27 protein-coding genes, 1 pseudogene and 3 other annotated features are annotated in these 25,010 nt (G+C 36.5%); of the genes and pseudogenes, 2 read left to right on the forward strand and 26 right to left on the reverse strand.

Annotation, left to right across the window (positions count from 1 at the left end):
- The first annotated feature begins 174 nt into the window (after window positions 1-174).
- Window positions 175-1,182, forward strand: coding sequence for a DUF3231 family protein (locus BK577_RS00160; protein ID WP_078431060.1), 1,008 nt, complete (start codon window positions 175-177; stop codon window positions 1,180-1,182).
- Between the two features lie 81 nt (window positions 1,183-1,263).
- Here BK577_RS00160 and BK577_RS00165 read toward each other — a convergent pair whose 3' ends face one another.
- The 19 genes from BK577_RS00165 to BK577_RS00255 all read right to left on the reverse strand — a co-directional run bounded on the left by BK577_RS00165 (window position 1,264) and on the right by BK577_RS00255 (window position 18,665).
- Window positions 1,264-1,764: an LURP-one-related/scramblase family protein gene (locus BK577_RS00165; protein WP_078431061.1), complete on the reverse strand. Its 501-nt coding sequence runs from the start codon at window positions 1,762-1,764 to the stop codon at window positions 1,264-1,266.
- 240 nt (window positions 1,765-2,004) lie between these two features.
- On the reverse strand, window positions 2,005-2,931 hold the full coding sequence (locus BK577_RS00170; protein ID WP_078431062.1) for an AEC family transporter: 927 nt from the start codon (window positions 2,929-2,931) through the stop codon (window positions 2,005-2,007).
- Between the two features lie 260 nt (window positions 2,932-3,191).
- Window positions 3,192-4,064, reverse strand: coding sequence for a LysR family transcriptional regulator (locus BK577_RS00175; RefSeq protein WP_078431063.1), 873 nt, complete (start codon window positions 4,062-4,064; stop codon window positions 3,192-3,194).
- Window positions 4,065-4,347: 283 nt separating this feature from the next.
- Window positions 4,348-4,830, reverse strand: coding sequence for a PTS sugar transporter subunit IIA (locus BK577_RS00180; RefSeq protein WP_078431064.1), 483 nt, complete (start codon window positions 4,828-4,830; stop codon window positions 4,348-4,350).
- A gap of 22 nt (window positions 4,831-4,852) precedes the next feature.
- The gene (locus BK577_RS00185) at window positions 4,853-5,638 is read right to left on the reverse strand and encodes an endonuclease/exonuclease/phosphatase family protein (RefSeq protein ID WP_078431065.1); all 786 of its coding nucleotides are present in this window, start codon (window positions 5,636-5,638) and stop codon (window positions 4,853-4,855) included.
- A 3-nt stretch (window positions 5,639-5,641) separates the two neighbouring features.
- On the reverse strand, window positions 5,642-7,282 hold the full coding sequence (locus BK577_RS00190; protein WP_078431066.1) for a PTS transporter subunit IIBC: 1,641 nt from the start codon (window positions 7,280-7,282) through the stop codon (window positions 5,642-5,644).
- Between the two features lie 51 nt (window positions 7,283-7,333).
- A complete protein-coding gene (locus tag BK577_RS00195; protein ID WP_078431067.1) occupies window positions 7,334-8,995 on the reverse strand; it encodes a glycoside hydrolase family 13 protein in 1,662 nt (553 codons plus the stop codon).
- Between the two features lie 544 nt (window positions 8,996-9,539).
- On the reverse strand, window positions 9,540-10,160 hold the full coding sequence (locus BK577_RS00200; protein WP_078431068.1) for a DUF3298 and DUF4163 domain-containing protein: 621 nt from the start codon (window positions 10,158-10,160) through the stop codon (window positions 9,540-9,542).
- 83 nt (window positions 10,161-10,243) lie between these two features.
- Window positions 10,244-10,558 (reverse strand): hypothetical protein, encoded by a 315-nt coding sequence (locus BK577_RS00205; protein WP_078431069.1) that lies wholly within the window; start codon window positions 10,556-10,558, stop codon window positions 10,244-10,246.
- A 2-nt stretch (window positions 10,559-10,560) separates the two neighbouring features.
- Complete coding sequence (locus tag BK577_RS00210; RefSeq protein ID WP_078431070.1) at window positions 10,561-11,202, reverse strand: NUDIX hydrolase; 642 nt, start codon at window positions 11,200-11,202, stop codon at window positions 10,561-10,563.
- A gap of 54 nt (window positions 11,203-11,256) precedes the next feature.
- Complete coding sequence (locus tag BK577_RS00215; RefSeq protein ID WP_078431071.1) at window positions 11,257-11,715, reverse strand: DinB family protein; 459 nt, start codon at window positions 11,713-11,715, stop codon at window positions 11,257-11,259.
- Window positions 11,716-11,743: 28 nt separating this feature from the next.
- A complete protein-coding gene (locus BK577_RS00220; protein ID WP_078431072.1) occupies window positions 11,744-12,346 on the reverse strand; it encodes a response regulator transcription factor in 603 nt (200 codons plus the stop codon).
- Entirely contained in the window at window positions 12,343-13,479 is a 1,137-nt protein-coding gene (locus tag BK577_RS00225; protein WP_078431073.1) for a sensor histidine kinase, read from the reverse strand. Before BK577_RS00225 ends, BK577_RS00220 begins: the two co-directional genes overlap by 4 nt.
- A 5-nt stretch (window positions 13,480-13,484) precedes the next feature.
- Window positions 13,485-14,225: an ABC transporter permease gene (locus BK577_RS00230; RefSeq protein ID WP_078431074.1), complete on the reverse strand. Its 741-nt coding sequence runs from the start codon at window positions 14,223-14,225 to the stop codon at window positions 13,485-13,487.
- Between the two features lies 1 nt (window position 14,226).
- Window positions 14,227-15,126, reverse strand: coding sequence for an ABC transporter ATP-binding protein (locus tag BK577_RS00235; RefSeq protein WP_139367239.1), 900 nt, complete (start codon window positions 15,124-15,126; stop codon window positions 14,227-14,229).
- Between the two features lie 289 nt (window positions 15,127-15,415).
- Window positions 15,416-15,925 carry a GrpB family protein gene (locus BK577_RS00240; RefSeq protein ID WP_078431076.1) on the reverse strand — a complete coding sequence of 170 codons (510 nt, stop codon included), beginning with the start codon at window positions 15,923-15,925 and terminating at the stop codon, window positions 15,416-15,418.
- A gap of 87 nt (window positions 15,926-16,012) precedes the next feature.
- Window positions 16,013-16,222, reverse strand: coding sequence for a hypothetical protein (locus tag BK577_RS00245; RefSeq protein WP_078431077.1), 210 nt, complete (start codon window positions 16,220-16,222; stop codon window positions 16,013-16,015).
- 170 nt (window positions 16,223-16,392) lie between these two features.
- A complete protein-coding gene (locus tag BK577_RS00250; RefSeq protein ID WP_078431078.1) occupies window positions 16,393-17,259 on the reverse strand; it encodes an alpha/beta fold hydrolase in 867 nt (288 codons plus the stop codon).
- A gap of 173 nt (window positions 17,260-17,432) precedes the next feature.
- Window positions 17,433-18,665, reverse strand: a complete 1,233-nt coding sequence (locus BK577_RS00255; RefSeq protein WP_078431079.1) for an ATP-grasp domain-containing protein — start codon at window positions 18,663-18,665, stop codon at window positions 17,433-17,435.
- A gap of 511 nt (window positions 18,666-19,176) precedes the next feature.
- Window positions 19,177-19,409 (forward strand) — a binding site (T-box leader).
- Between the two features lie 40 nt (window positions 19,410-19,449).
- Window positions 19,450-19,682, forward strand: a binding site (T-box leader).
- Between the two features lie 39 nt (window positions 19,683-19,721).
- Window positions 19,722-19,955 (forward strand) — a binding site (T-box leader).
- A 52-nt stretch (window positions 19,956-20,007) separates the two neighbouring features.
- Here BK577_RS00255 and thrS point away from each other — a divergent pair.
- Window positions 20,008-21,219 carry a threonine--tRNA ligase gene (gene thrS / locus BK577_RS00260; RefSeq protein WP_078431080.1) on the forward strand — a complete coding sequence of 404 codons (1,212 nt, stop codon included), beginning with the start codon at window positions 20,008-20,010 and terminating at the stop codon, window positions 21,217-21,219.
- A gap of 224 nt (window positions 21,220-21,443) precedes the next feature.
- On the opposite strand, the gene BK577_RS00265 is transcribed toward thrS, so the two are convergent.
- The 7 genes and pseudogenes from BK577_RS00265 to BK577_RS00290 form a co-directional block, all read right to left on the reverse strand.
- Window positions 21,444-22,193 (reverse strand): ABC transporter permease, encoded by a 750-nt coding sequence (locus BK577_RS00265; protein WP_078431081.1) that lies wholly within the window; start codon window positions 22,191-22,193, stop codon window positions 21,444-21,446.
- Entirely contained in the window at window positions 22,194-22,955 is a 762-nt protein-coding gene (locus tag BK577_RS00270) for an ABC transporter ATP-binding protein (RefSeq protein ID WP_078431082.1), read from the reverse strand.
- A 178-nt stretch (window positions 22,956-23,133) separates the two neighbouring features.
- Window positions 23,134-23,279: pseudogene (locus BK577_RS26300) on the reverse strand (DUF1048 domain-containing protein); the annotation flags it as partial.
- A 135-nt stretch (window positions 23,280-23,414) separates the two neighbouring features.
- Complete coding sequence (locus BK577_RS00275; protein ID WP_078431083.1) at window positions 23,415-23,747, reverse strand: DUF1048 domain-containing protein; 333 nt, start codon at window positions 23,745-23,747, stop codon at window positions 23,415-23,417.
- On the reverse strand, window positions 23,744-24,097 hold the full coding sequence (locus BK577_RS00280; RefSeq protein WP_078431084.1) for a DUF1048 domain-containing protein: 354 nt from the start codon (window positions 24,095-24,097) through the stop codon (window positions 23,744-23,746). The genes BK577_RS00275 and BK577_RS00280 overlap by 4 nt, the downstream gene beginning before the upstream one ends.
- Before the next feature lie 43 nt (window positions 24,098-24,140).
- Window positions 24,141-24,473 carry a DUF1048 domain-containing protein gene (locus tag BK577_RS00285; RefSeq protein WP_078433406.1) on the reverse strand — a complete coding sequence of 111 codons (333 nt, stop codon included), beginning with the start codon at window positions 24,471-24,473 and terminating at the stop codon, window positions 24,141-24,143.
- A complete protein-coding gene (locus BK577_RS00290; protein ID WP_078431085.1) occupies window positions 24,473-24,817 on the reverse strand; it encodes a PadR family transcriptional regulator in 345 nt (114 codons plus the stop codon). Before BK577_RS00290 ends, BK577_RS00285 begins: the two co-directional genes overlap by 1 nt.
- Window positions 24,818-25,010 lie beyond the last annotated feature (193 nt).

Consider the following 25,010-nt stretch of genomic DNA (forward strand, 5'->3'; position numbering starts at 1 on the left):
AAATACTGTTCATCATAACCATTAGCAATATCTTTCTTCATGAAGCACTTATACATTGAATTGATCAGTTTGGATATAATATTTTATAAATCTATATAATCAAACTGAATTTATCTTCAAATTATCAAAAAGCACTTGATATTTTTTTGTTTTTAATAAGTTGTTGAGGTGAATATGTTGGCTAAAGATCAATTAAAACTTACATCTTCTGAAATAGGCTCACTATGGGGAGAATATGTAAATGGTACAATGACTGATGTAGTAAATAAATATATGTTTTCTATCCTTGAGGATGTGCAAATTAAAGCAATTTTCGCAGAGGCTATAGAAATATTTAAAAGGCAAAAGGAACAAATTAGTTCAATGTTGAAGAATGAGGGCTTTCCAATTCCAATTGGATTTTCTGAATCTGACCTCTTTAAAGGAAAACAACGATTATTCACGGATATATTTTGTCTGAATTACTTACATATTATGACGCTGCATGGTTTGCTGGGTCACAGTACTTCCTTAGGTGTATCCGTAAGAAAAGATTTAAGATTTCTTTATGATTCATTTAATAATGATGCAAAAAATATGTATCATCAAACAGTTGAACTTTTACTTGAAAAAGGTAATTTCCAAAGAGACCCTTTATTCTATCCAGCTGAAAACCCTGAATATATTTCAAATAAAGACTTCACCGATGGATTTTTTGGCAAAGGTAGAAAGTTAGCTGCTACAGAAATCATTAGCATTTCCTTTAATCTTAAAAAAAGCATAATGGCTAAAACACTTTCTATTGCATTCAGTCAAGTTGCTCAAGAAAAAGAGGTAAGAAAATTCTTATCCGATTCAGAGAAAACAGCAGATGGGCAAATAAAAACATTGGCAAAAATCATGCAAGCAGATAACCTACCTGTTCCAAAATCTTGGGAAACAGAAGTAACAACCTCGACTGAGTCCCCTTTATCAGATAAATTGATGCTATATCATATTGGATTCTTATTCCAGGCAGCACAGAATTATCACGGGGCAGGTCTTGCATCGGCAATGCGAACTGATCTTGTTACTGCTTATGAAGGAACGATATTAAAAAATCTTATGGTTACAAAGAAATGGTTTAATTTGATGGTGAAAAATAAATGGCTAGAACAACCACCACTTGCTCCTAATAGAAATAAGATTGCAAGTCAAAAGTAGTAATCAGAGGCTTTATTTTAAAACCAACCTCACAATTCTAGAGGTTGGTTTTAGTAGGCAGAAACGGCTCATTTCCCTACGTTAAATCGTCGATGCTGAGGAAGCGGCGGCGGCTTGATCAGCCTTCACACAATCAATGGCTACAACTAATGCGATGATAATGTCGTCCATCTCTTCTTGCAAAATTTGGACCCGATAGCTATCACCCCAACTGAACCACTCCTTGCTCACATTACTTATCACTTCACCATTCTGTAAAACACAAAAATCCATATCCCACCAATTTCCCTGTACCTCAATTCCTGCCGCATCAATCGTATAACGCGCTTTAAAGAAAGAAAACTCTTTCTTAATCGTTAGCACCTTACGACTATTTACCTCAACAAAAAACGTCGGTAAAAAGCTAAACACTTTTTTTGATATAACCGCAACTTCTTCTCTTGCTGGATTCATAATGGAGAAAGTCTTTGGGATTTGCATAAAGCTTCCCTCCACATAATAAACATCATTCTCCTGCTGATCCTTCACCGTAAACTTGCCGCTTAAACTGAATACCTTCTGTTTTATATAGAGCTGTTTCATCCTACACCTCCTTCTATCAATTTATAATTGTCTTTTATGGAAGTACACCTTATTCTTCAATCATTGCTTTTTTTCTCAAAAAATATAACACTTCAATCGATAACAAGATGATAGATACCCCTATTGAAATAGTCATATTCAGAACTTCATTTAAAATTATGATGAGCCTATTTTGAATGCTATGAAATTTCATTTTCTAAAGGAAATACGTTTCGGCAACGAGAAAGTTTCATATTTTATCTAAGGAAATAAAATCTTTGAAAGATACACGACCACCGTCACTGTGATCATACTACCTATCGTTGACAGCAAGACTGTTTGCGCAGCATAATCAGGGTGATTGTCATATTCCAAAGCAAGTAAAGAACTATTTCTGGAAGTCGGAAATGAACTAGCGATAAACAAAGCCTGTGCTGTAATTCCTTCCAAGTGAAAAATAGAAATAAAGACGAAGGCAAGACAAGGTGATATGACCAGTCTGCCTATTAAGCTTAGAATTAACGGAAGTGATAAGTGGTTAATTTTCAAAAAAGCACTCTGAGCACCAAGTGTAATAAGGGCGATGGCCAAAAACGCATTTGAGACTGTTTCAATCGGAGTCCAAATGTATTCAGGGACTTTAATAGCTGTCACATGGAGTAACATTCCTAAGAAAAAGGTATAAATGACGGGATTCTTGAAGAATGCCTTCATCGCTTGTAATTTACTACTGCCAACAGAAACGGAATTAAACAATCCATACGTATATGTTAGGAGATTTTGAAAAACCATCACAACAATTTGGATAGATGCACCTAATGGGTTATGCTGAAACACAAGCTGACTTACAGGTAATCCGAAATTACCTGAGTTAATTAATACCACACTGTTTTTAAAAGTGGATGATAACCTGTTCTCGAATTTAAACACCTTTGAAATGACTGATGTAATAATAATTAGACAAAGACTTTGTACCGCAAGAAAGCAAAGGATCTCCAGGAGTATGTCCCCTCCCATCTTACTTTCATAAACATTAGCAAAACCAACTGCCGGCAAAAGAAGATACGTGTTTAATTTCGATAATGTTCCCATATCAAAAGTAAATTTCCGATGTAGAAATGCACCAATACCTATTAACGTAAAAACTGGCAAAATAACATGTAATAAAATAAGAAAAAAAACGTCCATATCGCTCAAACCTCCATTACCATTTACACAAAAGCCATTAACTCCTTTTGATTCTCTGTATCTAAATTATAAGTTCAAAAAATAGTTTATTGAAATACAAATATTTTATCGAAAGGTATTCAAAAAACGAATAGTTCTAAGAACAAAAGTGCACTTGCACGTCCTGTGCTTTGGAGCTGGATGTCGCGCGCTTATCCACAGTTTAAAGATTTTTATAGTTTCCTAGCCGATTAAAAAAGTCATGGCAGGATAGCCATGACTTAAATATCAACCTTTAAATCAAGTTCTTTTACATAATCAACAAATTCCTTTACAACTTTCATCTCAAGAGATTCCTTATGATATAGCATCCATGTTTTTCTTATTAGAGGAAGGCCTTTTTCGTTTTCAAGATGTATACAATGAAGATTCGGATGATTTTCAACAAGAACACTAGGGAGAATTCCATAACCCAATCCATTTAGTACCATTTCCTTACATGTGTCTGCTTTGTCCACTTCCATTCCAATGAATGGAGGTGAGGAAAAGGTTCCTGTCCACCAATTATCGATTAGCGTTTTCAATGTCATATCTGTTTCATATTGGATTCTCGGTAATGAAGGCAAATCTTCAAGTTCAATTTTCTCTTTTGAGGCAATACAAATCGTTTCTTCAAAAAGCAGTTGCTTGGCATCTGCCCAGTGATAGTCTCCTCGTACAATGCCAATATGGACATCTTGGTTATAAACAAGATGGTATACCTCATGACTCCACCCTGTTGTCACTTTGTAATTTACATTAGGAAATTGTTCACGAAATAGCTTTAAAAGTCCAGGTAATTTGTGCCTTGTCATATAATTCGAAACCGCTAATCGCAACGTCCCGCCTACCTCCTGAGACATATTTTGGACTGTTTCTTTCATTTCACATAGACGACTAAGCATTTCATCAGCACATTTTACTAGATACTCACCCTGTGGAGTAAAATGAACCCCTTTTGCTCCCCGTGTAATGATCGCCACTTCAAACTGTTTTTCTATTTGTTGAATTTTTTTTGTTAATGTTGGCTGTGAGATATATAAACTATGAGCCGCTTTCGTTATATTCTGTTTTTCATAAAGCACCTTTAAAATCAGCCAATCACGTTCGTCCATTTGTTTCCTCCAACGTTCAACTAGTTATCTAGTTTGTTTCTGTCTTTTTGTTTGATTGATTCTATTATTATACCTGTGTTTCTCTTTTTGTTGCACGTTGATTAAATGGTTTAATAATTTGCTTTTGCATACTTTGTTTTATTACGCAACGTAAAATGTGAAAATTGGTTCATTTCATTGCGCTCCACTATATGTTAAATTACAACAATCTTACAAAAACAGCCCTAACCAATTAAAAGAGGTCTTAGTAGAATACAACACTAAGACCTCCAAAACACAACCATTAAATTTTCGTGATTTCCATAATCACATCTTGACCGCCAGAAACGGACTGATTGTTTTGTTTATTTTCGATTTTAAACTGTTCTCTATTTAAAAGAATGATCGGTGTGATGATTTTTGTTCCAGTGTTTGATACCTGTTGTATATCAAATTCCGCTATAGGATTTCCTTTTTTAATTTTGTCACCTTCCGCAACATGTACTTGAAATCCTTCTCCATTTAATTTCACTGTTTCTAGTCCCATGTGAATAAGGATCTCTGCGCCGGATTTTGAACGAATAGTTATCGCGTGTTTTGTTGGAAACACGCTGACAACCTCACCGTCAACTGGTGAATATACTTGATTTTCCGTTGGTTCGATGGCCATTCCATCTCCCATCATTTTTTCAGAAAAAACAGGATCCGGAACTTGTTCCAGCGCAACTGCTTTTCCTGTTAAAGGAGCATGAATTGGTTCCTTTTTTTGTGTAAACAATTTGAACATATCGCTCTCTCCTTCGATTTGATTAGATAGTAATCTCTACCCCATAATGATCTGATATAACCGGTTTATTTTCCCCGTTAAAAATAACAGAAGACTTTTGCACATTAACTGGAACGTTAGAAAAAATATAATCAATACGCAAATCACGCTTGTTCTTGTCCCAACCGGCAATCTTGCCAGCAACCGTTACCCCGGAATCTTTCTCTTTAGATAACGAGTAAGAATCATAAAGACCCTTGCTCAGCAAATAATCGTATCCTTCCCCTTTAATATGTGCATCATTATTGAAGTCACCCATAAGAAAATACTTTTCATTACCGTTCGCCCTATCACATAAAGCATCGATTTGTTGTTTAAACGGTTCTTCTTCATCGCCCCACCAGCCAAGGTGACACGAATAAAAGCTAAAAGTATCATCTTCTATCCGAATGTCAGCTCCAACAATTTTTCTTGTTTTCCAATACTCCGTATTTTCTGACTGACTAATAAAAAAGGATGTTGTTTTCTCGATCGGGTGTTTTGTTAATAGTGCAATACCTTCTTCATATATGTCATATCCAATATGTGAGAAATCCCAAACAAATTGATAATCTGTATTTCCTAATTTTTTTAATTCTTCAAGTAATACTATAGCAAAATTATCTTTTTTCACTTGTCCATCGATGATTTCGGACTTGATGGATTGACTTACTTCCTGAAGGGCAATCACATCATATGACTTTTTCTGAATGGTTTCAGCTAAAATCGATATTTTTGAAAATTGATCCTCTTCCTGCCAGGAATGGCAATTAAGTGTTAATAATTTCATCGTTTAAACCCCTAAACGGTCTTGTATATCTGATTTTAATACGTCAGCTTTTGGTCCATAAATGGCTTGAACACCTTTATCTTTTAGGATTAAGCCTAGCGCTCCATTTTTCTTCCATTCCTGCTCAGTAGCAACCGCATTCATATCTTTTATTGTAACACGGAGTCGCGTCATACACGCATCAACGTCTTCGATATTCTCACTTCCACCTAATAACCCGATCACTGTTGTCGCAAGTGATTCGTCCTGTACATTTGCACCGCCTTGTGACGTTGATGGAGCTTCCTCTTCAATATAGTTTCCTAATCTTCCTGGAGTCGCATATTTAAATTTTTTGATCATGAAATTCGCCACAAAATAGTTTAATGCGAAGAATAGTAAACAAGCGACGACAAAATACACTAAATCCAACCATAAGCCCGCTTTCATAATCATCGGTGTTCTTGTTAATAATTCGATAATTCCAAAGGAATGAATTCGGATATGAACAAGATCAACAATCGCAAAAGCTAGTCCTGTCATAACCGCATATGCTACATAAAGGACCGGTGCAACAAACATAAACATAAATTCAATTGGTTCAGTAACACCTGTTAAAAATACCGCTAAACCTGCAGAAAAGAACATAGACTTATATTTTGTGCGTTTATCTTTATCAACATTTTTGTACATTGCCAATGCAAGACCAATTAAGGATGCACATGATAAAATCATTTGACCCACTTTAAAACGAGCTGGTGTTACTTCATTTAGTAATGCTTCATATCCAGCTGTATCACCTGCAGCTAGTAAATTATTTAAGTCAGCAATCCATGCAAGCCATAAAGGGTCTTGACCTGAAACCGTTGTACCTGCGCTTGAACCTGTTAAAATCGTATAGGTTCCACCCAATTCAGTATAGTTCATAGGAACCGTTAACATATGGTGTAAACCGAACGGTAATAAAAGCCTTTCTAATGTTCCGAAAATAAACGGAGCAATAACCGGAGCTGTTTCACGTGATGAAGCAATCCAGCGGCCGAAATCATTTAGCAGACCTTGAATGAACGGCCATACTACTGAAAGAATAATAGCTGTAACAATAGAACCAACGATCACAACGAACGGTACAAAACGCTTTCCATTGAAAAAAGCAAGTGATTGTGGCAGCTTATTAAAGTTATAATATTTATTAAAAATGTTTGCTCCTAAGAAACCGGAAATGATCCCTACAAACACACCCATATTTAAGGCTGGCGCACCAAGAATCGATACGAAATAATCCTTAACAATTAATTCACTTCCAAAAAGGGATGTAACCGTCGCTTCCGAATCATTTAACATCTCACTGTTAACACCAAAAATAGCACCCGTGATTCGGTTAATTAGAACGAATGCAATCAGCGCAGCAAATGCCCCACCGGCACGTTCTTTCGCCCATGATCCTCCAATTGCCACCGCAAATAGAATGTGGAGATTTCCAATAATTCCCCAACCAATTTCCTCCATCACTAAAGAAATCGTTTGCACCAATGCTATATCTCCACTAGCCATTCCAATCAGTTTACCAAGTGAAATCATGATTCCGGCAGCAGGCATAACAGCTACAACAACAAGTAAAGCTTTTCCGAATTTTTGCCAAAACTCAAACGATATAAATTTCATCTTTTTTCTCTCCCTATAAAGGCAACCGTTTCCACAAACGGTTGCAAAATATTATGTTAATCGATATACTCTTGCTTCAAAAGGTTTTAATACACCATTCATAACTGGCGTTTCAGAAACGTTTTCATTTCCAATCAACAATTCGGCATTTTGATGTTGCCATTCAGCAGGCAGTTGATAGGAAGCTTCTTCATCAAAAAGATTTGTCATAATTAGAAATGTTTCATCTTTCCATGTTCTTAAGTAAGCAAAAATTTGGTGATGATTTTCCAAAATAAGCTTAAAACTACCATACACAAGGGTCAAATGCTCTTTCCGTAATTGAATCAATTTCTTATAGTAATAATAAATGGAATCCGGGTTATTCATCGCATGTTCTACATTTATTTCGGTGAAATTCGGATTTATTTTTAACCAAGGCTGCCCTGTCGTAAAACCGGCATTCTCACTATTATTCCATTGCATCGGTGTTCTTGAATTATCGCGGCCGTTTTTCCAAATAATCTCCATCAACTCTTCATGACTTTGACCATCTTCCATTCCGTTTCGATACAAATTTTTAATCGCAACATCATTATAGTCGTCAATTGATGGGAACTTAACATTGGTCATTCCAATTTCTTGTCCCTGGTAAATAAACGGTGTTCCCTGCATGAGAAAATACATCGTCGCAAGACATTTAGCTGATTGTTCCCAGTAGTTCTCACTGTCCCCCCATGTCGAAACAGAACGAGGTTGATCATGATTTTCTAGAAACAATGCATTCCAGCCTTTTCCATCAAGTGCTGTTTGCCATGCGTTAAACGTTTCTTTCAATCCTTTAAGATCAATTCCTCCAGATACGCTTTTTCCCCAGAGATCTAAATGTTCAAATTGAAAAATCATATTAAAAACGCCTTTTTCTTCTCCAACCCACTCTTCAGATTGATTTGGCTTTACACCATTAGCTTCACCGACAGTCATAATGTCATATTTAGCAAACGTTTCCCGTTTCAGCTCCTGAAGAAATACATCAATTCCCTCTTGATTCATATGTCCTTCAAATGATGGAACATATTTAAGGTTCTTAGGATTTGGTAAATCAGGGAAACCTGCAACTTTCTTAATATGTGATATCGCATCAACCCGAAAACCGTCAATTCCCTTATCAAGCCACCAATTGACCATCTCATATAAGTCTTTTCGAACATTTGGGTTTTCCCAGTTTAGATCCGGCTGTTTGCGGGAGAAAACATGCATAAAATATTCTTTCGTCTCTGGATCATACTCCCAAGCAGACCCTCCAAAAATCGATTCCCAGTTATTAGGTTCCCCATTTTCACCAGGGTGCCATATATAATAATCTCGATACGGACTTTCTTTTGATGATCGAGATTCAATGAACCAAGGATGTTCATCAGATGTATGGTTAATAACCAAGTCCATGATTAATTTCATCCCGCGCTTATGAACTTCTTTTAAAAGCAGATCAAAATCGGCCATCGTTCCGAAATCTTCCATAATTCCCTTATAATCGCTTATATCATACCCATTGTCATCATTAGGTGATGTATAAATTGGACAAATCCAAATCACATCTATTCCTAAATCCTGCAAATAATCCAGCTTGGACATAATCCCTTGCAAATCACCAATACCATCACCATTAGCATCCATAAAGCTGCGAGGGTAGATCTGGTAAGCAACTGCTTCTTTCCACCATATTCTATTCACGATGCATTCCTCCTCGTAATCTAAAAACTAATATATCAGACTATGAGATTATGAGCAACCGTTTGCATTAAATTTTTATAAAATATTTGTTAAGGTTTTCAATAAATTCTGTTTACACGACCAATATTTGTATATAAGTTATTGGTTTCGCTCTATTATGCAAAGATTCTATCCTACTAGTCCTCAATTTAAGGACAATCGTTTGCATTAGAGTGGTTGAAATTAGGAGATTTTATTTATGTGCTATTGAAGCCGTAAACAGAAAAAATGCATCCAGTAAAACAGATGCACTTTTTCCTTAAAACACTTTCCTTTTATAAATCCGAATCGACAGCAGCCATGAAATCATGTAAATGAAGCCTACTGATATCATCATGTATAAATAAATCTGTATATTATTAAAAGATAAGAATGTTCTAGTCAATTCCCTTATTCTATCATTAAGATCTACAATAAAATGATTCACAATAACCATATAGACGACAAATGCAAAAATTGATGCGATCATTAAGTACTGACTTTAATTTTTTGACTTCGCTTTAAACTAATTGTTAACAGCCATTCGGCCAAGAGGTCCATTTTCATCTATGATATCTTGAATTTCATAAACGGATATTGGAAACATGGGAAAACCAAATGCATATGGAGTAATGTCGTAAAGTTGAAAATAGATGACCAACGCTTTATCAGCCATGTAAAACTCCTGATCTGGCGAAATTGAAGTAAAGCCATTGAGAATTGGAATATCGCGCTCTTTTATTTGCTCCTGGATGATGCTTGAGAGAGTTTTTATATAATCACTTCCAGGTTTAAATAAATCTTTAAGGTTACAAAGCTTTCCCTTATTGAGATCAAATGTTAAAGACTTAATAATTGTCAACCCATGTGCCGCTTTTTCATGATACGTATAATTTGAAAGTGATAAGCTCAATACTTGACGTTGGTTGTTTTTGATCTCATATTCTCCGAGCATTTCTTCAACCGTGCTTGGCATATTTCCAACTTGTTGATCGATGAGCTGCTGTGTTGTATATACAATCACCTGATTGATATATGTTTGCAATTGTTGATTTCGCATGCGAACAACTCTCGGATAAACGACTGCCTTTTTTGGCGCACTGCTAATCTTTATTGTTTTTATGGCCACAGGTAATGAAACGGACATTCTTGTATCACCTTCTTATTTTTTACTCATTGTATTCTCAGCTTGAGTAATAATGAGTAAAAATTAAAGGCTTTACAAAAAGTCTATTTTGCTGGTCTCCGGCGATAAATAAACAAAGTAACTCCATTTAATAGTAAGGTCACAATGAGCAGATAAGCACCAACGTATGCAACTGCACCAGCTGTGTCCATTAGTGCTGACCAATCCTCAATTTGTACGAGATGATAACTATAGAAAATTTGGAAACATAGTGAAATAGCGCATGCACTTATACTCAAAACGGAGAGCGTCATCGACTTCCTATTGTTCTGATTTTTAACCTGCACAATATTCACAATTGGAAGGATCCATGCAACAAGTCCAAGCACAAGGCTGCCAAGATTAAGTAAACCAACCATTTTCAAACCCCTATTCTGTCAACACAAAGTTCTTGCAACTTGCCAATCACTTCTTTATAGAAAGAAACTTCATGTGGCACAAATTTATCTCTGCTTACATGTTTACGAATGCTACATTTTTCACCTTCATCCGTTAATTCAAATCCACTGATTTCAATTTCATCTTTTTCACCAAACCATAGTTGAGCAAAATCAGTAAATTCAGCTCTTACAATACCTGCAACTTCTTCTGATTGAAGTGTGAAATCATCAAAGGTATATTCACTTTTATATAAAAAAACGTTTGCTAATTCTTTATCAATAAAACCTTCCTTCGATACACAATACCGGATTTCTCCCAAGTTTATTAATTCATCAAAATCGACACTTACACCTATTTCTTCTTCTATTTCTCTTACTCCATCCAAAACGGTTTCGTCAGCTAATAAATGCCCGGCAGCCGTGATATCTAATAGATTGGGATAGTCTTTTTTACTTTTACTACGAAGCTGTAAATAGATATAATCTACTCCCTCTTCATTTCTAATAAACCAACAGTGAAATACTTCATGCCAAAGCCCAAGTCTATGTACATCACTCCGGGAAGCGATTCCTATATGGTTTCGATCATCATCAAAAATTTTTAATTTTTCTTGTTCACTCATGATTTTTCTCCCTTAAACGTATTTTTTAGGATTATCGATATGATATTACTTTTATCAAATTCCTCTTACAAATGTAATGAAGTCAATACCAACAGGTTCCATTCCTTCTGCTCGAAGTTGTAAGTTAACCTGCCCGCGATGATAATGACCATGTAGAGCAACATGAGTTAAAATATCGATAAGTGTTGTTTGAAATTCCTCACCTTTACTATTTCTGTACTGGACAAGGCCGATATGGTTCTCTTCTGATAAATTTGTTAGGATTTCAGAAAAGCCCTTTTCATTTAGTTTTAAAAGTTTCTCACAGTCCTCTAATCCAACATCTGCCCAAATGGGTAATTTTGAGCTATCCTTTCCTTGAATTCTCGTTAACCATACTTGTTCTGCACAAAGAATATGTGCAAAGAACTGTCTAGCTTTGTGGCTGCCTCTAGGTTCGTTGGCTTTTAGAGTTTTGAAAATCTGCTGATTAGCCCAATGTAAATGGTCAAACATGCTTTTGATGGTTTTCATTTGGACATCCCCCTCAACTTATTCTCTACTAAATCCACCCTTTTTCCTTCGCTACCGTCACAGCTTCCGTTCGGTTTTTCACTTCTAGTTTGTTGAGTATTTCTGACATATAATTTCGGACAGTACCTGCTGATAAAAATAATTCTGAAGAGATGTCTTTTGAGGTTTTTCCTTCTGATGCCAATCGTAATACATCCTTTTCACGATCAGTCAACGGGTTATCTTGCTTCATACTTCCAAAAATCAGTTCCGGAGCAAATTCACGTTTTCCTTTCATAACACTTCGAATCGACTCAGCAAGCTCGTCAATGGAACCGTCTTTTAACATATAGCCATTTACGCCAATTTTTACTGCCTGCTCAAAATATCCGGGGCGCGCAAACGTTGTTAATATAATGATTTTACAGGTGGAGAATTGTTTTTTTGCCTCTTCCGCTACATCAAGACCACTCATTAGAGGCATTTCTATATCCATTAAACAAACATCAGGTTTAAGGGAGAGAATCATGTTTAATGCTTCCTTGCCATTTGATGCCTCCCCTACAATTTTAATATCATCCTCAAAATCTAGTAAAGAGCCTAATGCTCCCCTTAACATCCCTTGATCTTCTGCAATCATCACTCTAATCACGATCCAACACCAGCTTTCTTTTCCTTTACAATGATGGGAATAGTAATGAACAGTTTTGTTCCTTTGTGTGAAATAATTTTCATAAATCCATCTATTAATCTTAAACGTTCGTTAATTCCCTTCAATCCATTGCCGTCCACATTTGTTTCATCAAGCCCTTTCCCGTCGTCTAAAACAGATAATTCAATTTCTCCATCTCTTTTCACGAGCTGAACGACACAGTTTTTTGCCTGACTATGTTTGACCACATTTGTTACTCCTTCTTTAAGACACATGCTGAGGATATTCTGCGTGAGTAATGGAACATCTTCCAACTTTGAATCTCCTGTAAATTGATAGGAAACTCCTGCTGCTTGTAAAAGAATTTCCGACTCAATCAGTTCTTCCGCTACCGTAATGGCTCTCATATCTGATACCAATTCTCTTACTTGCTTTAGTGCCGAACGGGAAGTTCGTTCAATCTCTTTCGTCTCCAATTTGGCTTTTTCAGTATCCTTATTTATTAATTTATGCACGAGCTGACTTTTTAACGTAATGAGTGATAGTGTATGACCTAAATGATCATGAAGATCTCTCGCAATACGCATTCTTTCATCTCGTTTGACCAATTCTTTAATTTGTTCATTTGCTTCATCCAGCTTTTTCTCCAATTCCATTCTGGTACTCATAGACCTGATGCCGAATGGGGAGATGAACATAATGAGGATAAAAATTCCATAATAGTATAGGTCTTGTAACTCCAAGGTCTCTCTTTGAACAATCAACGGTGATATAATGACGATCGCAAACATACCCAAAGCGCTGAAAAACGTTCTCTTACTCTTATACCACCCAATAAAATGTGCTGTAAAAAACCCTAAAAAGATGTTATAGAGATTAAATAAGATTGCTAGAATTAAAATGACAAAAACTTGTATAACGAGCCAATACGTATATGATTTCTTATCAAAGGAGTTATAGAGCTGCCGATATGTGATAAGAAATAACAGCAGCAACCCGATTCCAATTATTCGTTTCCACCCTTGTGCAATTGCTACATAAAAGGCAGGCATCGCAAGATATATTAAAAACACATATGGAAAGAAACCATATCTATCTGGAAAAACCCTAAACCCCTTTAATTTCTGGACCATTTAGCTTACACCGCCGCTTCTTGTTTTCTCCTAATACAACCTGATATTACCACAAATAGGAAGAGATACCCAATTAAAAGGATGAAATTAGTCCATTCCGGCTGTTCACTTCGAACGATTTGCCATGCACCATTGCCAAAATGATAAGATGGAAGCCATTTCCCAATCGTTTGGACAAAATCCGGCATAATCTCAAGCGGCATCCACATACCACCTGCAATAGCAAGAATCATATACACCATATTTGAAATCCCTGCGGCTGTATCTACCCTTTTCATTGTTCCTACCAAAGTCCCCAAAGCAAGGAATGGCAAGGAACCAAACAATAGCCACAACCCACACAGTAGCCATTCCACCACTGACAGTGAAACCCCATTAATCATTGCTCCAGCTGTAAAAATAACCGCAATCGACAATATATGAATCATTGTTTGCCCGACCATTTTTGCAAAGAAATAGGCATGATCAGATAAAGGAGTTATCCTCATAAAGGTAGACCACCCTTGAGCTTTTTCTTCAACCAGGCGGATACCAAGAGTCATGATCGCAGAGCCCATCAAACTAAAGGCTGTCATTGACATTAGATAATGCGCCTGCCATAGTTGTTGATCATCCATTGCAGAGTTAAAAATTCTAGTAAACAGGATATAAAAGGCAATAGGCATAAACAATGACCAAAACACGTAATAGGGATTCCGTAAAATCCTCAATACCTCCATCTTACATTGCATCAAAAGTCCGTTCATATTAAACAACCTCCCTTTTTTCCATTACTTGTTCAAACGCATCTTCAAGACGTCCCCGTTCAACTCCAATGTTACGTACTGGAATACCTTTCGCAAATATAGCCTTGAGACAATCATCGGGTTGCTCTGTTAAAACATAAAACCGTCCATCTTTTTCGTATACATCAGTTACAAAAGGAAGAACGGTTAATTCCTCATAACGAATGGTTGAATCTGCTGAAAATGTTACGGCTTGTTTTGTGAGCTTACTCTTAATATCCAAAGGAGTCCCATCTCCGACAATCTTTCCTTCATGAAAGAGTATCACTCGCTCAGCAATATCATCTGCTTCCTGTAAATAGTGTGTTGTAAAAATAATTGTTTTTCCCCGTTGTTTTAATTCCTTCACCGTATTCCAAAACACTTTTCTTGATGTCACATCCAAGCCAACTGTTGGTTCATCAAAAAATAACACATCAGGATTACCTGCCATCGCAATGGCGAAGCCAAGTCTTCTTTTTTGTCCTCCAGAAAGCTTATTTGCCCGTTTTTGACATTCATTCTGACTAAAACCGGTTAAATCCACTAGCTCTTCAAAAGACAAGGGATTAGGATAATAGCTTCTAAAAAGGTGAATCACTTCTTTTACCTTTAAAGCATTAATTACACTTACCTCCTGCAGCATCGCACCAATTTTCTCCCTTACAAATTTATCTTTGGGCTGTTTTTTAAATAGTTGGATATTTCCCTCACTAGGCTCTAACAGCCCAAGCATCATATTCATTGTTGTTGTTTTTCCCGCTCCATTAGGTCCCAGGATCGCAACAATTTCTCCTTTATGAATAGAAAACGAAATCTCATGAACAGCGGTTTTATTTTTAAAAACTTTCGTTACTTTATTTAGCTCAATTATCGGTTCCATTTGTGACACCTCCATCGTTTATATGGTAATTTTACAATGGAGGAAGGATTTGGATTAGTAGATTTTGTCATGATGTGAGGTGACAATTGTCATAAATGATTTGTTGGATATTAACAGTTAAAATAGAAAACTAGTTCGTTTCATTACGCTCCACTATAGATTTTGAAAAACAAAAAAACACACCCACAAACAATATTAATTTAATGTTTGTGGGTGTGTTTTTTTTGATAGTTTGGAACTTAACATTCACCAAATACAAATGAAAAAGTTTTCTAAAATAATTAAGAACTCATTTATCCTCAAACCAACTAAGTGCTCTCTGCTCCATTTCCTTCACAAATGTTTTTTTTGCTGGACTATATTCACTTGTGAAATCGAAACGTTGAGCCAACCTTTCTTTTAACTTGCTGTACTTTTCGACCTCTTTTGGATGAGAGCGCAGGTAATCTCGAAAGATAAGGTGACGGTCAATTTGAGGATTGTTCTTTTGGTAAAAGTGAATATGATGGGTTCTGTTTTCCCCACCTTTACGGAATAACCTTCTGCCTGCAATGCCCCATTCCCCTGCAACATCATAATCGAGGGAATTCATTTTGGTGTTAAATAAATCAATCTTCTCTATGTCTTTAACGATGCACATCATATCAATTACAGGTTTTGCCTTCATGCCGGGAACTGACGTACTTCCAAAATGTTCAAACTTGATGATTTCATCTCCAAAAATTGTTTTCAGAAATTGTGCCTCCGTTTGAAACATTCGTGACCAATCTTCACTAAAGTTTGTAAGCCTCACTTTCATAAATAAATCCCCCTCTATTTCCTTAATCACAATTATATAAAAAAGTGCCAACTTCTATTTAAAAGAAACCGGCACTCTTTGGTAGGCTTAACGAGACGCTTTTGGTGGTTGACACACGTCACATTTACGTTGATTATTATTTTTAAATTTCGTGAAGGTTTTCTCAAAATCGTTACCACATGCACACTTAAATTGTAACTTTTGAGAAAAGCCATGATATTCTGTCGTTAGTAACTTACTTTCAGAATTATTCTCAACAAAATCTTTAATTTTTCCGATTGTCCATCGTTTATTCATTCTTTACAACTCCTATTTTTTTCACTGAGCGGAGGCTTTTGTAGGCATCCTGTTATGTTGAACAAAACTTACATTTTCTAAGCTTCTAATTATAGCATGTGTTAACAAATATAGAAATTAGGGACTTAAATTTCGTGTATGTACTAATAATAAGTTAAATATTTACTAACCTAATTCATTTTATGAGATAGAAGGAAAGCAATAAGGCTTTTATCAGTTTCTTCAGAAGATTTCCCTAACCAAATTAAATGCCCCCACGTGTCTAGTAAATGTAATTTGGAAAAAGGAATGTTCTCGTGAGCAAGATTTGGATGTTCCAATGGTACTGAAGCATCATTTTTACTATGCATAATAAATGTTGGACATTGTACAGCTTGTAAAGTGTCGATCGTAACTTCATTTATCTGAACTAGATCAAGTAGAAAACCCTTACCAGATCGCTGACGATTGTTCATTTTTCTTATAGCCTCTATATCGTTTACATCTAATTTATCTTTTGCTTGTTTAAATGTGAGTGTACTAAATGATGGAAGCATTTGTTTGAATATAAACTGCGGGAAAACATTATTCATGATAGAGATGAGCTTCCATGTGAACTTTTCAGTTTTTGGACGGAATATTACATTCGCAACCTTGTATTCTATGTCTTTTGGGGTAAGCCATTCTTTTGTAACAGCAGATTGTAATATAAGGGTATGTACGTTTTCCGGATAGGTTGCAGCGAATAAAATACCACTTGGTCCACCTGCAGATATTGCAAGTATATGAACTTTTTGGGTGTTTAAGTGATCTAGTAACTTTTTATAAAAATGACATGCTGATAAGAGGCTTGTTCCGATTTCTTTAGAGGTTTCTCCATAACCCGGTCTTGAAGGAGTAATTAGTGAGAAACCACGTTCAATTAATGCTTTATAACCAAATTCTTCATAACAGTTTGAGTGTCCACCATGGAATACAAGTAAGGGCTCTCCTTCACCAATAATAGAATATTCCATCGTTACCCCTTCTATCATCAATTTTTCAATTGTTCTTATCATTTACCCATCACCCATTCATATGACTTTATAAATAATTAGATACAGATCTATAGATTGCTATTTTATCTTATAAATTTAACACATTATCCCAATTTAGTCTTTAAACATTTATCCGTACAAAAAACAGGGCTGTCACAACGACTAACCCTGTTGTAACAACCCATTCTAGTATATTATTCTTTTAAATTAAATCCAGCTCTGTTCATCTCTTCCAACACTTCCTCAACTTCTTCTGCAGAATGCCCTATTACTAGACCGATTATTTTTGTCACTTGATTGTTATCCGGAAAATATCGTGGATCTAACACACTTAATGGAATAAAGTGTTCCTTATCTAAGAATTTTTCGGCTATCGGAATGGCACTTTCAAAGTTCTCATTCCAATCGAAATTACATAAACGCATACACTTTTTGCCAAATCGTTCTTGAATTTCGTTATATAGCAGAAGTCCACATGTTGATGCATTAAAACGGACATTTAAATCAATAAAATAATATTGACCATTATATAAGAGAACATCGAAGCCGGCTACACCGACATATCCTTTATCAGAAATATTTTTCATCACTTCAAAACCGGTTTTCACGATATCTGCTATACTGTCATCATAATCAGTGGAAATCCAACTCCCGCAGAAATTACCATCTTCAGTTACAAGTTGCTCTGACTTTCCTAGAAATTGAATAACACCGTTTTTGTCTGCCATATAATGAACAGAAATGTTTTGTTCGTATGGAATTTGCTCCTCAACAATGATGGATGTTAAATCTCCAAAGCTTTCATTAATATCCTCAAGTTGTTTTTCATCATTAATAAGTAAAACTCCATATCCACCTGAAGTTGGACGACCATCACCTGTTTTTAAGACGAATGGCAGTTGCGGTTTTTCTTCCAAAATTTGTTCCAAGCTCATCATTCTTCGCTTTGGTATATGTTCGGATGGAACAAGTTCAGGTATATTCCGCTTATCACAAAGATAGGCTAACACTTCCGGTCCAACCCTGTACAGTTCGGTTGACACCTTATCTTCAGGATGCGGATATTGAAAAATCACCTTTTTCTGTTGTTTTGATAGAAGCTTAAGAGTTTCAATATATTCTTCTTCATTTCGATACGTGTAAAGCTTTGACGGTAATTGAAGCCCTGCCTTTTTTAACAATTGTAATGCAGGTTTTGTTGCACATGCCTCATGACATACAACCGGTGTGTTTCCAACAACACTAAGTTCTCTTCCTGTTAACGCATTTAAGCTTAATAGATCTCCTGCAAAATGCTGATAGTCTTCAGCATATAATTTCGGATTAAAAATGATTTCTTCACCGTAAATATCTTGAAGTGAATAAACTGGACGGAAATTCAATTGCTGATTTTGTGTAAATGTTAGTTTTTTTGCTGCTTCTCCCATTTTAAATCCTCCTAAAATCTTTTTTTAGTAAAATAATATTTCTTTTATTTATAAGATTTAAAAACATTCTAGTATTCTATTTTGATTTCTATTACCTTTTTAATTCACGAAAAAGACAATCCTTAAACCTAATTTTTTCTTTTTTCTACATTATTTTCATTTATTGCTAGAAAAACAAATAGATAAAATATTATTTTAAAAAAGAAAAAAAGAACCGATAACAGAGGGTTCATCACCCCATGTAACAGTTCTGGTTTATATAAATGAATATCTCTTAATAAACTATTACCCCGATTAGCTTATAACTTCAACAAATCGTGCATAAAACTCTGGATCAACGAACTAGATAGTTAAAGGTTTTTACAACTTCCTAATAAAGTGTAGAAAGTCCAAAACTTATAACATAAATTACTATTTTAACCTATTTATTTGGATTCAAATTCAGAAATTTCAGTACTTGACCTTTTCCAATATGTGTATTAAAATTGTGAACAACATAAATTACAAATTTAGTAAAGCATTGAAAAGGACATGAATTATTCTTCGTTTTCTTACCAGAGAACAGGGTCATTGGCTGAAAACCCTGAAGAAAAGGGAATGATTTACCACCTTCGAGCTATTATAGGGAAATGAATTCATCAGAGTATCTATAATCGGGAAATCCGTTATCGTTTTGAGCATAAAGCATTCTTCTAACATGTTTTATGGAATCTGGGTGGAACCACGACCGCACTCGTCCCTACTTTTGGGAGGAGTGCGGTCTTTTTTTTATATAAAATTAAATAAGTAGGCGTTGAAAAGGACATGAATCATTTATCCATTTCTTTACAGAGAGTAGGGTCATTGGCTGAGAGCCCTAGAGAAAAGTAAATGATTTACCACCTTCGAGCTATTATAGGGAAATGAGCTTATCAGAGTATCTATAATCGGGAAATCCGTTATCGTTTTGAGCATAAAGCATTCTTCTAACGTGTTTTATGGAATCAGGGTGGAACCACGACCGCACTCGTCCCTACTTTTGGGAGGAGTGCGGTCTTTTTTTATATAAATTTAAATAAGTAGGCGTTGAAAAGGACATGAATCATTTATCCATTTTCTTTACAGAGAGCAGGGTCATTGGCTGAGAGCCCTGAAGAAAAGTAAATGATTTACCACCTTCGAGCTATTATAGGGAAATGAATTTATCAGAGTATCTATAATCGGAATATCCGTTATCGTTTTGAGCATAAAACACTCTTATAGTGTGTCTTATGGAATCAGGGTGGAACCACGACCGCACTCGTCCCTACTTTTGGGAGGAGTGCGGTCTTTTTTATGCAAATTAAATTTAGGAGGAATTCAAATGTCAAATCAGTTGGAAGCAGAAAAAAGAAATCACAGAAAGCTAGGTCAAGAATTAGAACTATTTACTTCAATGGAAGAAGCTCCAGGAATGCCATTTTTCTTACCAAATGGAATGGTATTTCGAAATGAACTTGAAAATTTATGGAGAAAAAAACACCTAAAGGCAAACTATCAGGAAATTAAAACACCTATTATGATGAAACAAGAACTTTGGGAACAATCAGGTCATTGGGACCACTATCACGAAAACATGTACTTCACTAATTTAGATGAACAAAATTATGCAATTAAGCCCATGAACTGCCCTGGCGCAATATTAATTTATAATAGCAAACGAAGAAGTTATCGAGAATTACCTATTCGGTTTGCAGAACTTGGATTAGTTCACAGACACGAACTTTCAGGATCATTAAATGGACTTTTAAGAGTTCGGTCCTTTACTCAAGACGACGCACATTTATTTGTTCGTGCTGACCAGATTGAAGCTGAAATTGAGAAAGTTCTTGCTTTGATTGATGAGTTTTACTCCCACTTTGATTTTGACTATAAGGTAGAGCTTTCTACTAGACCTGGAGAATATATGGGGTCTGAAGAAATCTGGGATAATGCTGAATTAGCCTTGGAATCTGTTTTAAAAGACAAGGGCGTTAATTATCAGATTAATCCTGGTGATGGTGCTTTCTATGGTCCAAAGATAGATTTTCATATATTAGATTCTCTCGGAAGAAGCTGGCAATGTGGAACTATCCAATTAGATTTTCAAATGCCTGAAAAGTTTAATTGTGCATATGTAGGTGAAGATAATAAACTTCATCGACCAGTTATGATTCACAGAGCTATCTTTGGTTCAGTAGAACGTTTTATGGCGATATTAATTGAACACTTTGCTGGGGAATTTCCTCTTTGGTTGGCACCAATACAAGCAAAAATAATACCTATTTCTGATTCACACGTAGCTTTTGCAAATGATGTCAAATCCCAATTTGACTCAGCAGGATTACGTGTGGAAGTCGATTACAGGGCTGAGAAAATGGGATTGAAAATTAGAGAAGCTGAAAAACAAAAGATTCCTTATATGATGGTAATCGGTGATAAAGAGAGGGAGAACCAATCCTTGGCGTTAAGAAAACGAAAAGAGGGAAATCTTGGTGTGATGAGCATACAAGAGACAATTCAACTCTTTATAAAAGATATTAACCAAAGTAGATAAACTATATGAAAAGCTCAAAAGGAATATGGGCTTTCCCTGCTATATTTCTAATATTAGTCAACCTGTAGTATAGAAGAAAGTAAAATGGATTATCTCAGCAATCCATTTTACTTTCCCCTCGTTAAGGACTTAATCTAATTGATGTTACGTTCACATCCATTTGATAACAAATATATTCATCATAATGTCTGTCTATTAATTATGCTATTCTCACAATGCTGTACTTATCCTAGCTGGCGTTTAAATGCTTGATTAGCGAAGAAGTAAGCGATGACCATGATACCGATGCACCAGGCAAGTGCGGTCCAAATATCATTACCAACAGTCCCTTCATACAAGAGGACACGAATAGCATTCACTATTGATGTCACGGGCTGGTTCTCAGCGAACGCACGGACAATTTTAGGCATGGTTTCAGTGGGAACAAAAGCAGAACTTATAAACGGCAGGAAAATCAACGGATACGAGTATGCTGTCGCCCCTTCCATAGACTTCGCTGTTAATCCGGGAATGACTGCTAACCATGTAAGTGCCAGTGTAAAGAGAGCGAGTATCCCAGCTACCATGAAACAATCCAGGACATCAGCACTGGAACGGAAGCCCATCAATAGTGCGACTAGGATAACCACCATAACAGTAAGCGCATTGGAAACAAGCGAGGTCAATACATGAGCCCATAACACCGAAGAGCGCTTGATGGGCATGGTAATAAAACGTGCCATCAGTCCACTCTTTACATCCGTAAACAGCCGCAATGAAGTGTAAGCTACTCCGGAAGCGATAGCCATCAACAAGATTCCCGGCAATAAATAATTGACGTAGTTATCTGTGCCTGTCTCTATGGCTCCGCCAAATACATAGACAAACAGCAGCATCATCATAATCGGCGTAATCGCCACCGTGATAATCGTATCCGGGCTGCGCATGATATTCTTCATTAAACGTCCTAGTATTACCCCTGTATTCCTATTCATTTACATCTCCTCCTTTTTACCAATAATAGATAGGAAAATTTCCTCCAATGTCGGCTGCTTCTCGACATACTCTACTTTCGCTGGCGGGAACATCTCCTTAAGTTCAGTAAGAGTACCGGTCGTAATGATTTTTCCGCCATGCAGGATAGCAATACGGTCTGCAAGTTGTTCTGCTTCTTCCAGGTACTGGGTCGTCAGCATAATGGTTGTTCCTCCGTTGGCAAGCTCCTTGACAGCATTCCAGACTTCAATCCTCGCTTCGGGGTCAAGCCCTGTTGTCGGTTCGTCAAGAAAAATAACTGCTGGCGTCCCGATCAGGCTCATGGCAATGTCAAGCCGGCGCTTCATCCCTCCGGAATACTTATCGGCGCGGCGGTTGGCCGCATCGTTGAGGCTGAATCTTGCTAGCAATTTGTCGGCGACTTGAAAGGGATTGGAAACTCCCCGTAACTTGGCGATCAACATCAAGTTTTCCCTCCCGGTGAGCATGCCGTCCAACGCTGCAAACTGCCCTGTCAGGCTGATGCTTTGACGAACATCATCAGGTTGACGCTGGACGTCATAACCGCAAATACCTACTTCACCGCCATCGGGCTTCATCAACGTCGAGAGGATGTTGACCGTAGTTGTCTTGCCAGCTCCATTTGAGCCCAACAGTGCGAAAATTTCACCGCGCTGCACTTCAAAATTTACTCCTTTTAAGACTTCCTTGTCTTTAAAGGATTTTTTTAGCTCTTTTACAGAAATCGCTGTATTGTTCATATTTTTTCCTCCTTATAAAAGTCCAGCAAGGCACAAGATTGCCTAAACTACCCTACTTAGCCTGACTGATAATCAGTATTACTTACTACCAAGTTAAAAATATAACTGAATAGTGAAGGCGCCATCTAATTTGTAACCAGCTATTCAGTCAGAATTATCTATTGAATTTCCTTTTTTCCTAATCGATCTGATTCATATCTTCACGATACTTGTCGACATAGGTTTTAGCGTTTACCGCAAGTTCGTTGGCAAAGAACATCAAGCGTACCTAGTGATTTCCAAGAGTTGTCTGCCTTATTCCGCACCGGCATCGAACAACTCAATTTATTCAGACCATCGAGCAGTTTAATTGAAGAAGGAATGAGTAATGTTCAAAAATTGTTTTTTATAGAAGTGATAAAAATGGGATTTTGTGGAATCAACAAAGTGAATAAAAAACACAATATTATTAAGTTCCTTCTATTTTTTCATAGTTTTAATGACTTTTTGATTGACCGATTCTTGATAGAGTTCAGCGTAAGTTATTGAATCTTCAATAAGCTCATCACAGAAAGCAGCAACGTCTGTTCCTGTGACTTCAAGTACACCTTTCCCAGCAGCTGCACCTTCTTCAAAGAAGCTGAGAATTTCAGAGAGCAGTCCGATACCTTCGTTTAGCTCAACAGGGCCGACTTTGAAGAGATATTTTTGGATCTCTTTATAGACAATTTGGTAATCTTGTGGAAGCTCTTTGACACGCGAAACATGGACTCTCCATTCTTTTTTGCCTTCGATGATTTTTTTGATACTCATTTTAGTCCTCCCAATTTTCTTGCTACGTTGTTGTTGAGTTGGTCACGCCATTTATCTCTATAAGTTTTTGCTCCTTCGTCACCAACAAGAGCTGCACAGAATCCTTTAATATCATCTCCTAGTACTTCTTCGATTCTCTGGCAGTCTCCTGATGTAACTTCAAGCAGTTCAAGAGCACTGTCAAGAATCGGCATCAGATTACGACCGGTGAAATCTCCGTGAATCCAGAGATTACTTATAATTTCTTTCCAAGCAGTTTGATATTCAGCTGGCAAGACTTTTGCTCGCGCTTCAAAACCTTTCATTGCTTTAGTCATATCACTGCCGGTTATTTTTTCTAAAAAGTTCATTGTCGTCTCCTTTAAGATACTAAGCTGTTTTAGCAAAGTTCTATTATTTAATCGCATCGTTGAGTTTTTGACGCTGCTTATCAACCCACGATTTTGCATCAATGACAAGATCATCACAGAAGGCTGATACGTCATTGCCAGTAATTTCCTTAACTCGCTTACCATTAGCTGCGGCTTCTTCAAGAAGGTCGATGATGTGATTAAAGACGAATTTTGTTTCTTGCCAATCCATCACACCGCCAGTGTTCCAGAGATATTTTTGCATCGCTTTGTAGGCGTTGTAGTAGTCCTCAGGTAAGGCTTTTGCACGTTTTTCCATTTCACGCCATGCTTTCTTTTCGCTAAAATCGCCAAAGATTTTTTCAAACATACTCATCATATTACTTCTCCTTTTGATTTTATTTTTGTTTTGAGTTCGTTAATTTTGCTTGATACGAATTCCCATTTTTTCCAAAAAATTTCAAGATGCTCTTGACCTGCTGCGTTGAGTGTGTAAAATTTTCTCGGTGGTCCCATAGTTGATGGCTTTTTCTCGATGTTCACCAGATTGTTTTTCTCAAGTCGCATGGTAATTGTATAAACTGTGCCTTCAACCACATCAGTGAAGCCAAGTTCTCGCAGCTGCTGCGTGATTTCGTAGCCGTAAGTTTCTCCACGGCTGATGATCTCAAGCACACAACCCTCAAGCACCCCTTTCAGCATTTCTGTAATATTTTCCAACTATTTTCCCTCACTTGTATTTCATATTTTTTTGTTTTCAGTATCACAGGTATTATGTGCTACTGATATTTAGTATTACTTATTACTAGTATATAGTATTACAGAATACCATCACTTGTCAATAAAACTTTTAATCAATTAAGCCCAATTTTAATAACATCATACCGGTTCTTTTCTAATTTATATCTCAGAA

This window comes from Metabacillus halosaccharovorans (genome assembly GCF_002019635.1).
Taxonomy (GTDB): Bacteria; Bacillota; Bacilli; order Bacillales; family Bacillaceae; genus Metabacillus; species Metabacillus halosaccharovorans.

Coding starts and splice junctions, on each gene's coding strand:
- BK577_RS00265 (WP_078431081.1), bottom strand. CDS start 22,193: ATGAATAGGAATACAGGGGTAATACTAGGACGTTTAATGAAGAATATC.
- BK577_RS00205 (WP_078431069.1), bottom strand. CDS start 10,558: ATGGTTGGTTTACTTAATCTTGGCAGCCTTGTGCTTGGACTTGTTGCA.
- BK577_RS00165 (WP_078431061.1), bottom strand. CDS start 1,764: ATGAAACAGCTCTATATAAAACAGAAGGTATTCAGTTTAAGCGGCAAG.
- BK577_RS00210 (WP_078431070.1), bottom strand. CDS start 11,202: ATGAGTGAACAAGAAAAATTAAAAATTTTTGATGATGATCGAAACCAT.
- BK577_RS00225 (WP_078431073.1), bottom strand. CDS start 13,479: ATGGTCCAGAAATTAAAGGGGTTTAGGGTTTTTCCAGATAGATATGGT.
- BK577_RS00160 (WP_078431060.1), top strand. CDS start 175: ATGTTGGCTAAAGATCAATTAAAACTTACATCTTCTGAAATAGGCTCA.
- BK577_RS00180 (WP_078431064.1), bottom strand. CDS start 4,830: ATGTTCAAATTGTTTACACAAAAAAAGGAACCAATTCATGCTCCTTTA.
- BK577_RS00170 (WP_078431062.1), bottom strand. CDS start 2,931: ATGGACGTTTTTTTTCTTATTTTATTACATGTTATTTTGCCAGTTTTT.
- BK577_RS00175 (WP_078431063.1), bottom strand. CDS start 4,064: ATGGACGAACGTGATTGGCTGATTTTAAAGGTGCTTTATGAAAAACAG.
- BK577_RS00255 (WP_078431079.1), bottom strand. CDS start 18,665: ATGGGAGAAGCAGCAAAAAAACTAACATTTACACAAAATCAGCAATTG.
- BK577_RS00245 (WP_078431077.1), bottom strand. CDS start 16,222: ATGAATAAACGATGGACAATCGGAAAAATTAAAGATTTTGTTGAGAAT.
- BK577_RS00280 (WP_078431084.1), bottom strand. CDS start 24,097: ATGAACTTTTTAGAAAAAATAACCGGCAGTGATATGACTAAAGCAATG.
- BK577_RS00215 (WP_078431071.1), bottom strand. CDS start 11,715: ATGAAAACCATCAAAAGCATGTTTGACCATTTACATTGGGCTAATCAG.
- BK577_RS00190 (WP_078431066.1), bottom strand. CDS start 7,282: ATGAAATTTATATCGTTTGAGTTTTGGCAAAAATTCGGAAAAGCTTTA.
- BK577_RS00250 (WP_078431078.1), bottom strand. CDS start 17,259: ATGATAAGAACAATTGAAAAATTGATGATAGAAGGGGTAACGATGGAA.
- thrS (WP_078431080.1), top strand. CDS start 20,008: ATGTCAAATCAGTTGGAAGCAGAAAAAAGAAATCACAGAAAGCTAGGT.
- BK577_RS00235 (WP_139367239.1), bottom strand. CDS start 15,126: ATGGAACCGATAATTGAGCTAAATAAAGTAACGAAAGTTTTTAAAAAT.
- BK577_RS00200 (WP_078431068.1), bottom strand. CDS start 10,160: ATGTCCGTTTCATTACCTGTGGCCATAAAAACAATAAAGATTAGCAGT.
- BK577_RS00270 (WP_078431082.1), bottom strand. CDS start 22,955: ATGAACAATACAGCGATTTCTGTAAAAGAGCTAAAAAAATCCTTTAAA.
- BK577_RS00275 (WP_078431083.1), bottom strand. CDS start 23,747: ATGAGTATCAAAAAAATCATCGAAGGCAAAAAAGAATGGAGAGTCCAT.
- BK577_RS00185 (WP_078431065.1), bottom strand. CDS start 5,638: ATGAAATTATTAACACTTAATTGCCATTCCTGGCAGGAAGAGGATCAA.
- BK577_RS00230 (WP_078431074.1), bottom strand. CDS start 14,225: ATGAACGGACTTTTGATGCAATGTAAGATGGAGGTATTGAGGATTTTA.
- BK577_RS00240 (WP_078431076.1), bottom strand. CDS start 15,925: ATGAAAGTGAGGCTTACAAACTTTAGTGAAGATTGGTCACGAATGTTT.
- BK577_RS00285 (WP_078433406.1), bottom strand. CDS start 24,473: ATGAGTATGTTTGAAAAAATCTTTGGCGATTTTAGCGAAAAGAAAGCA.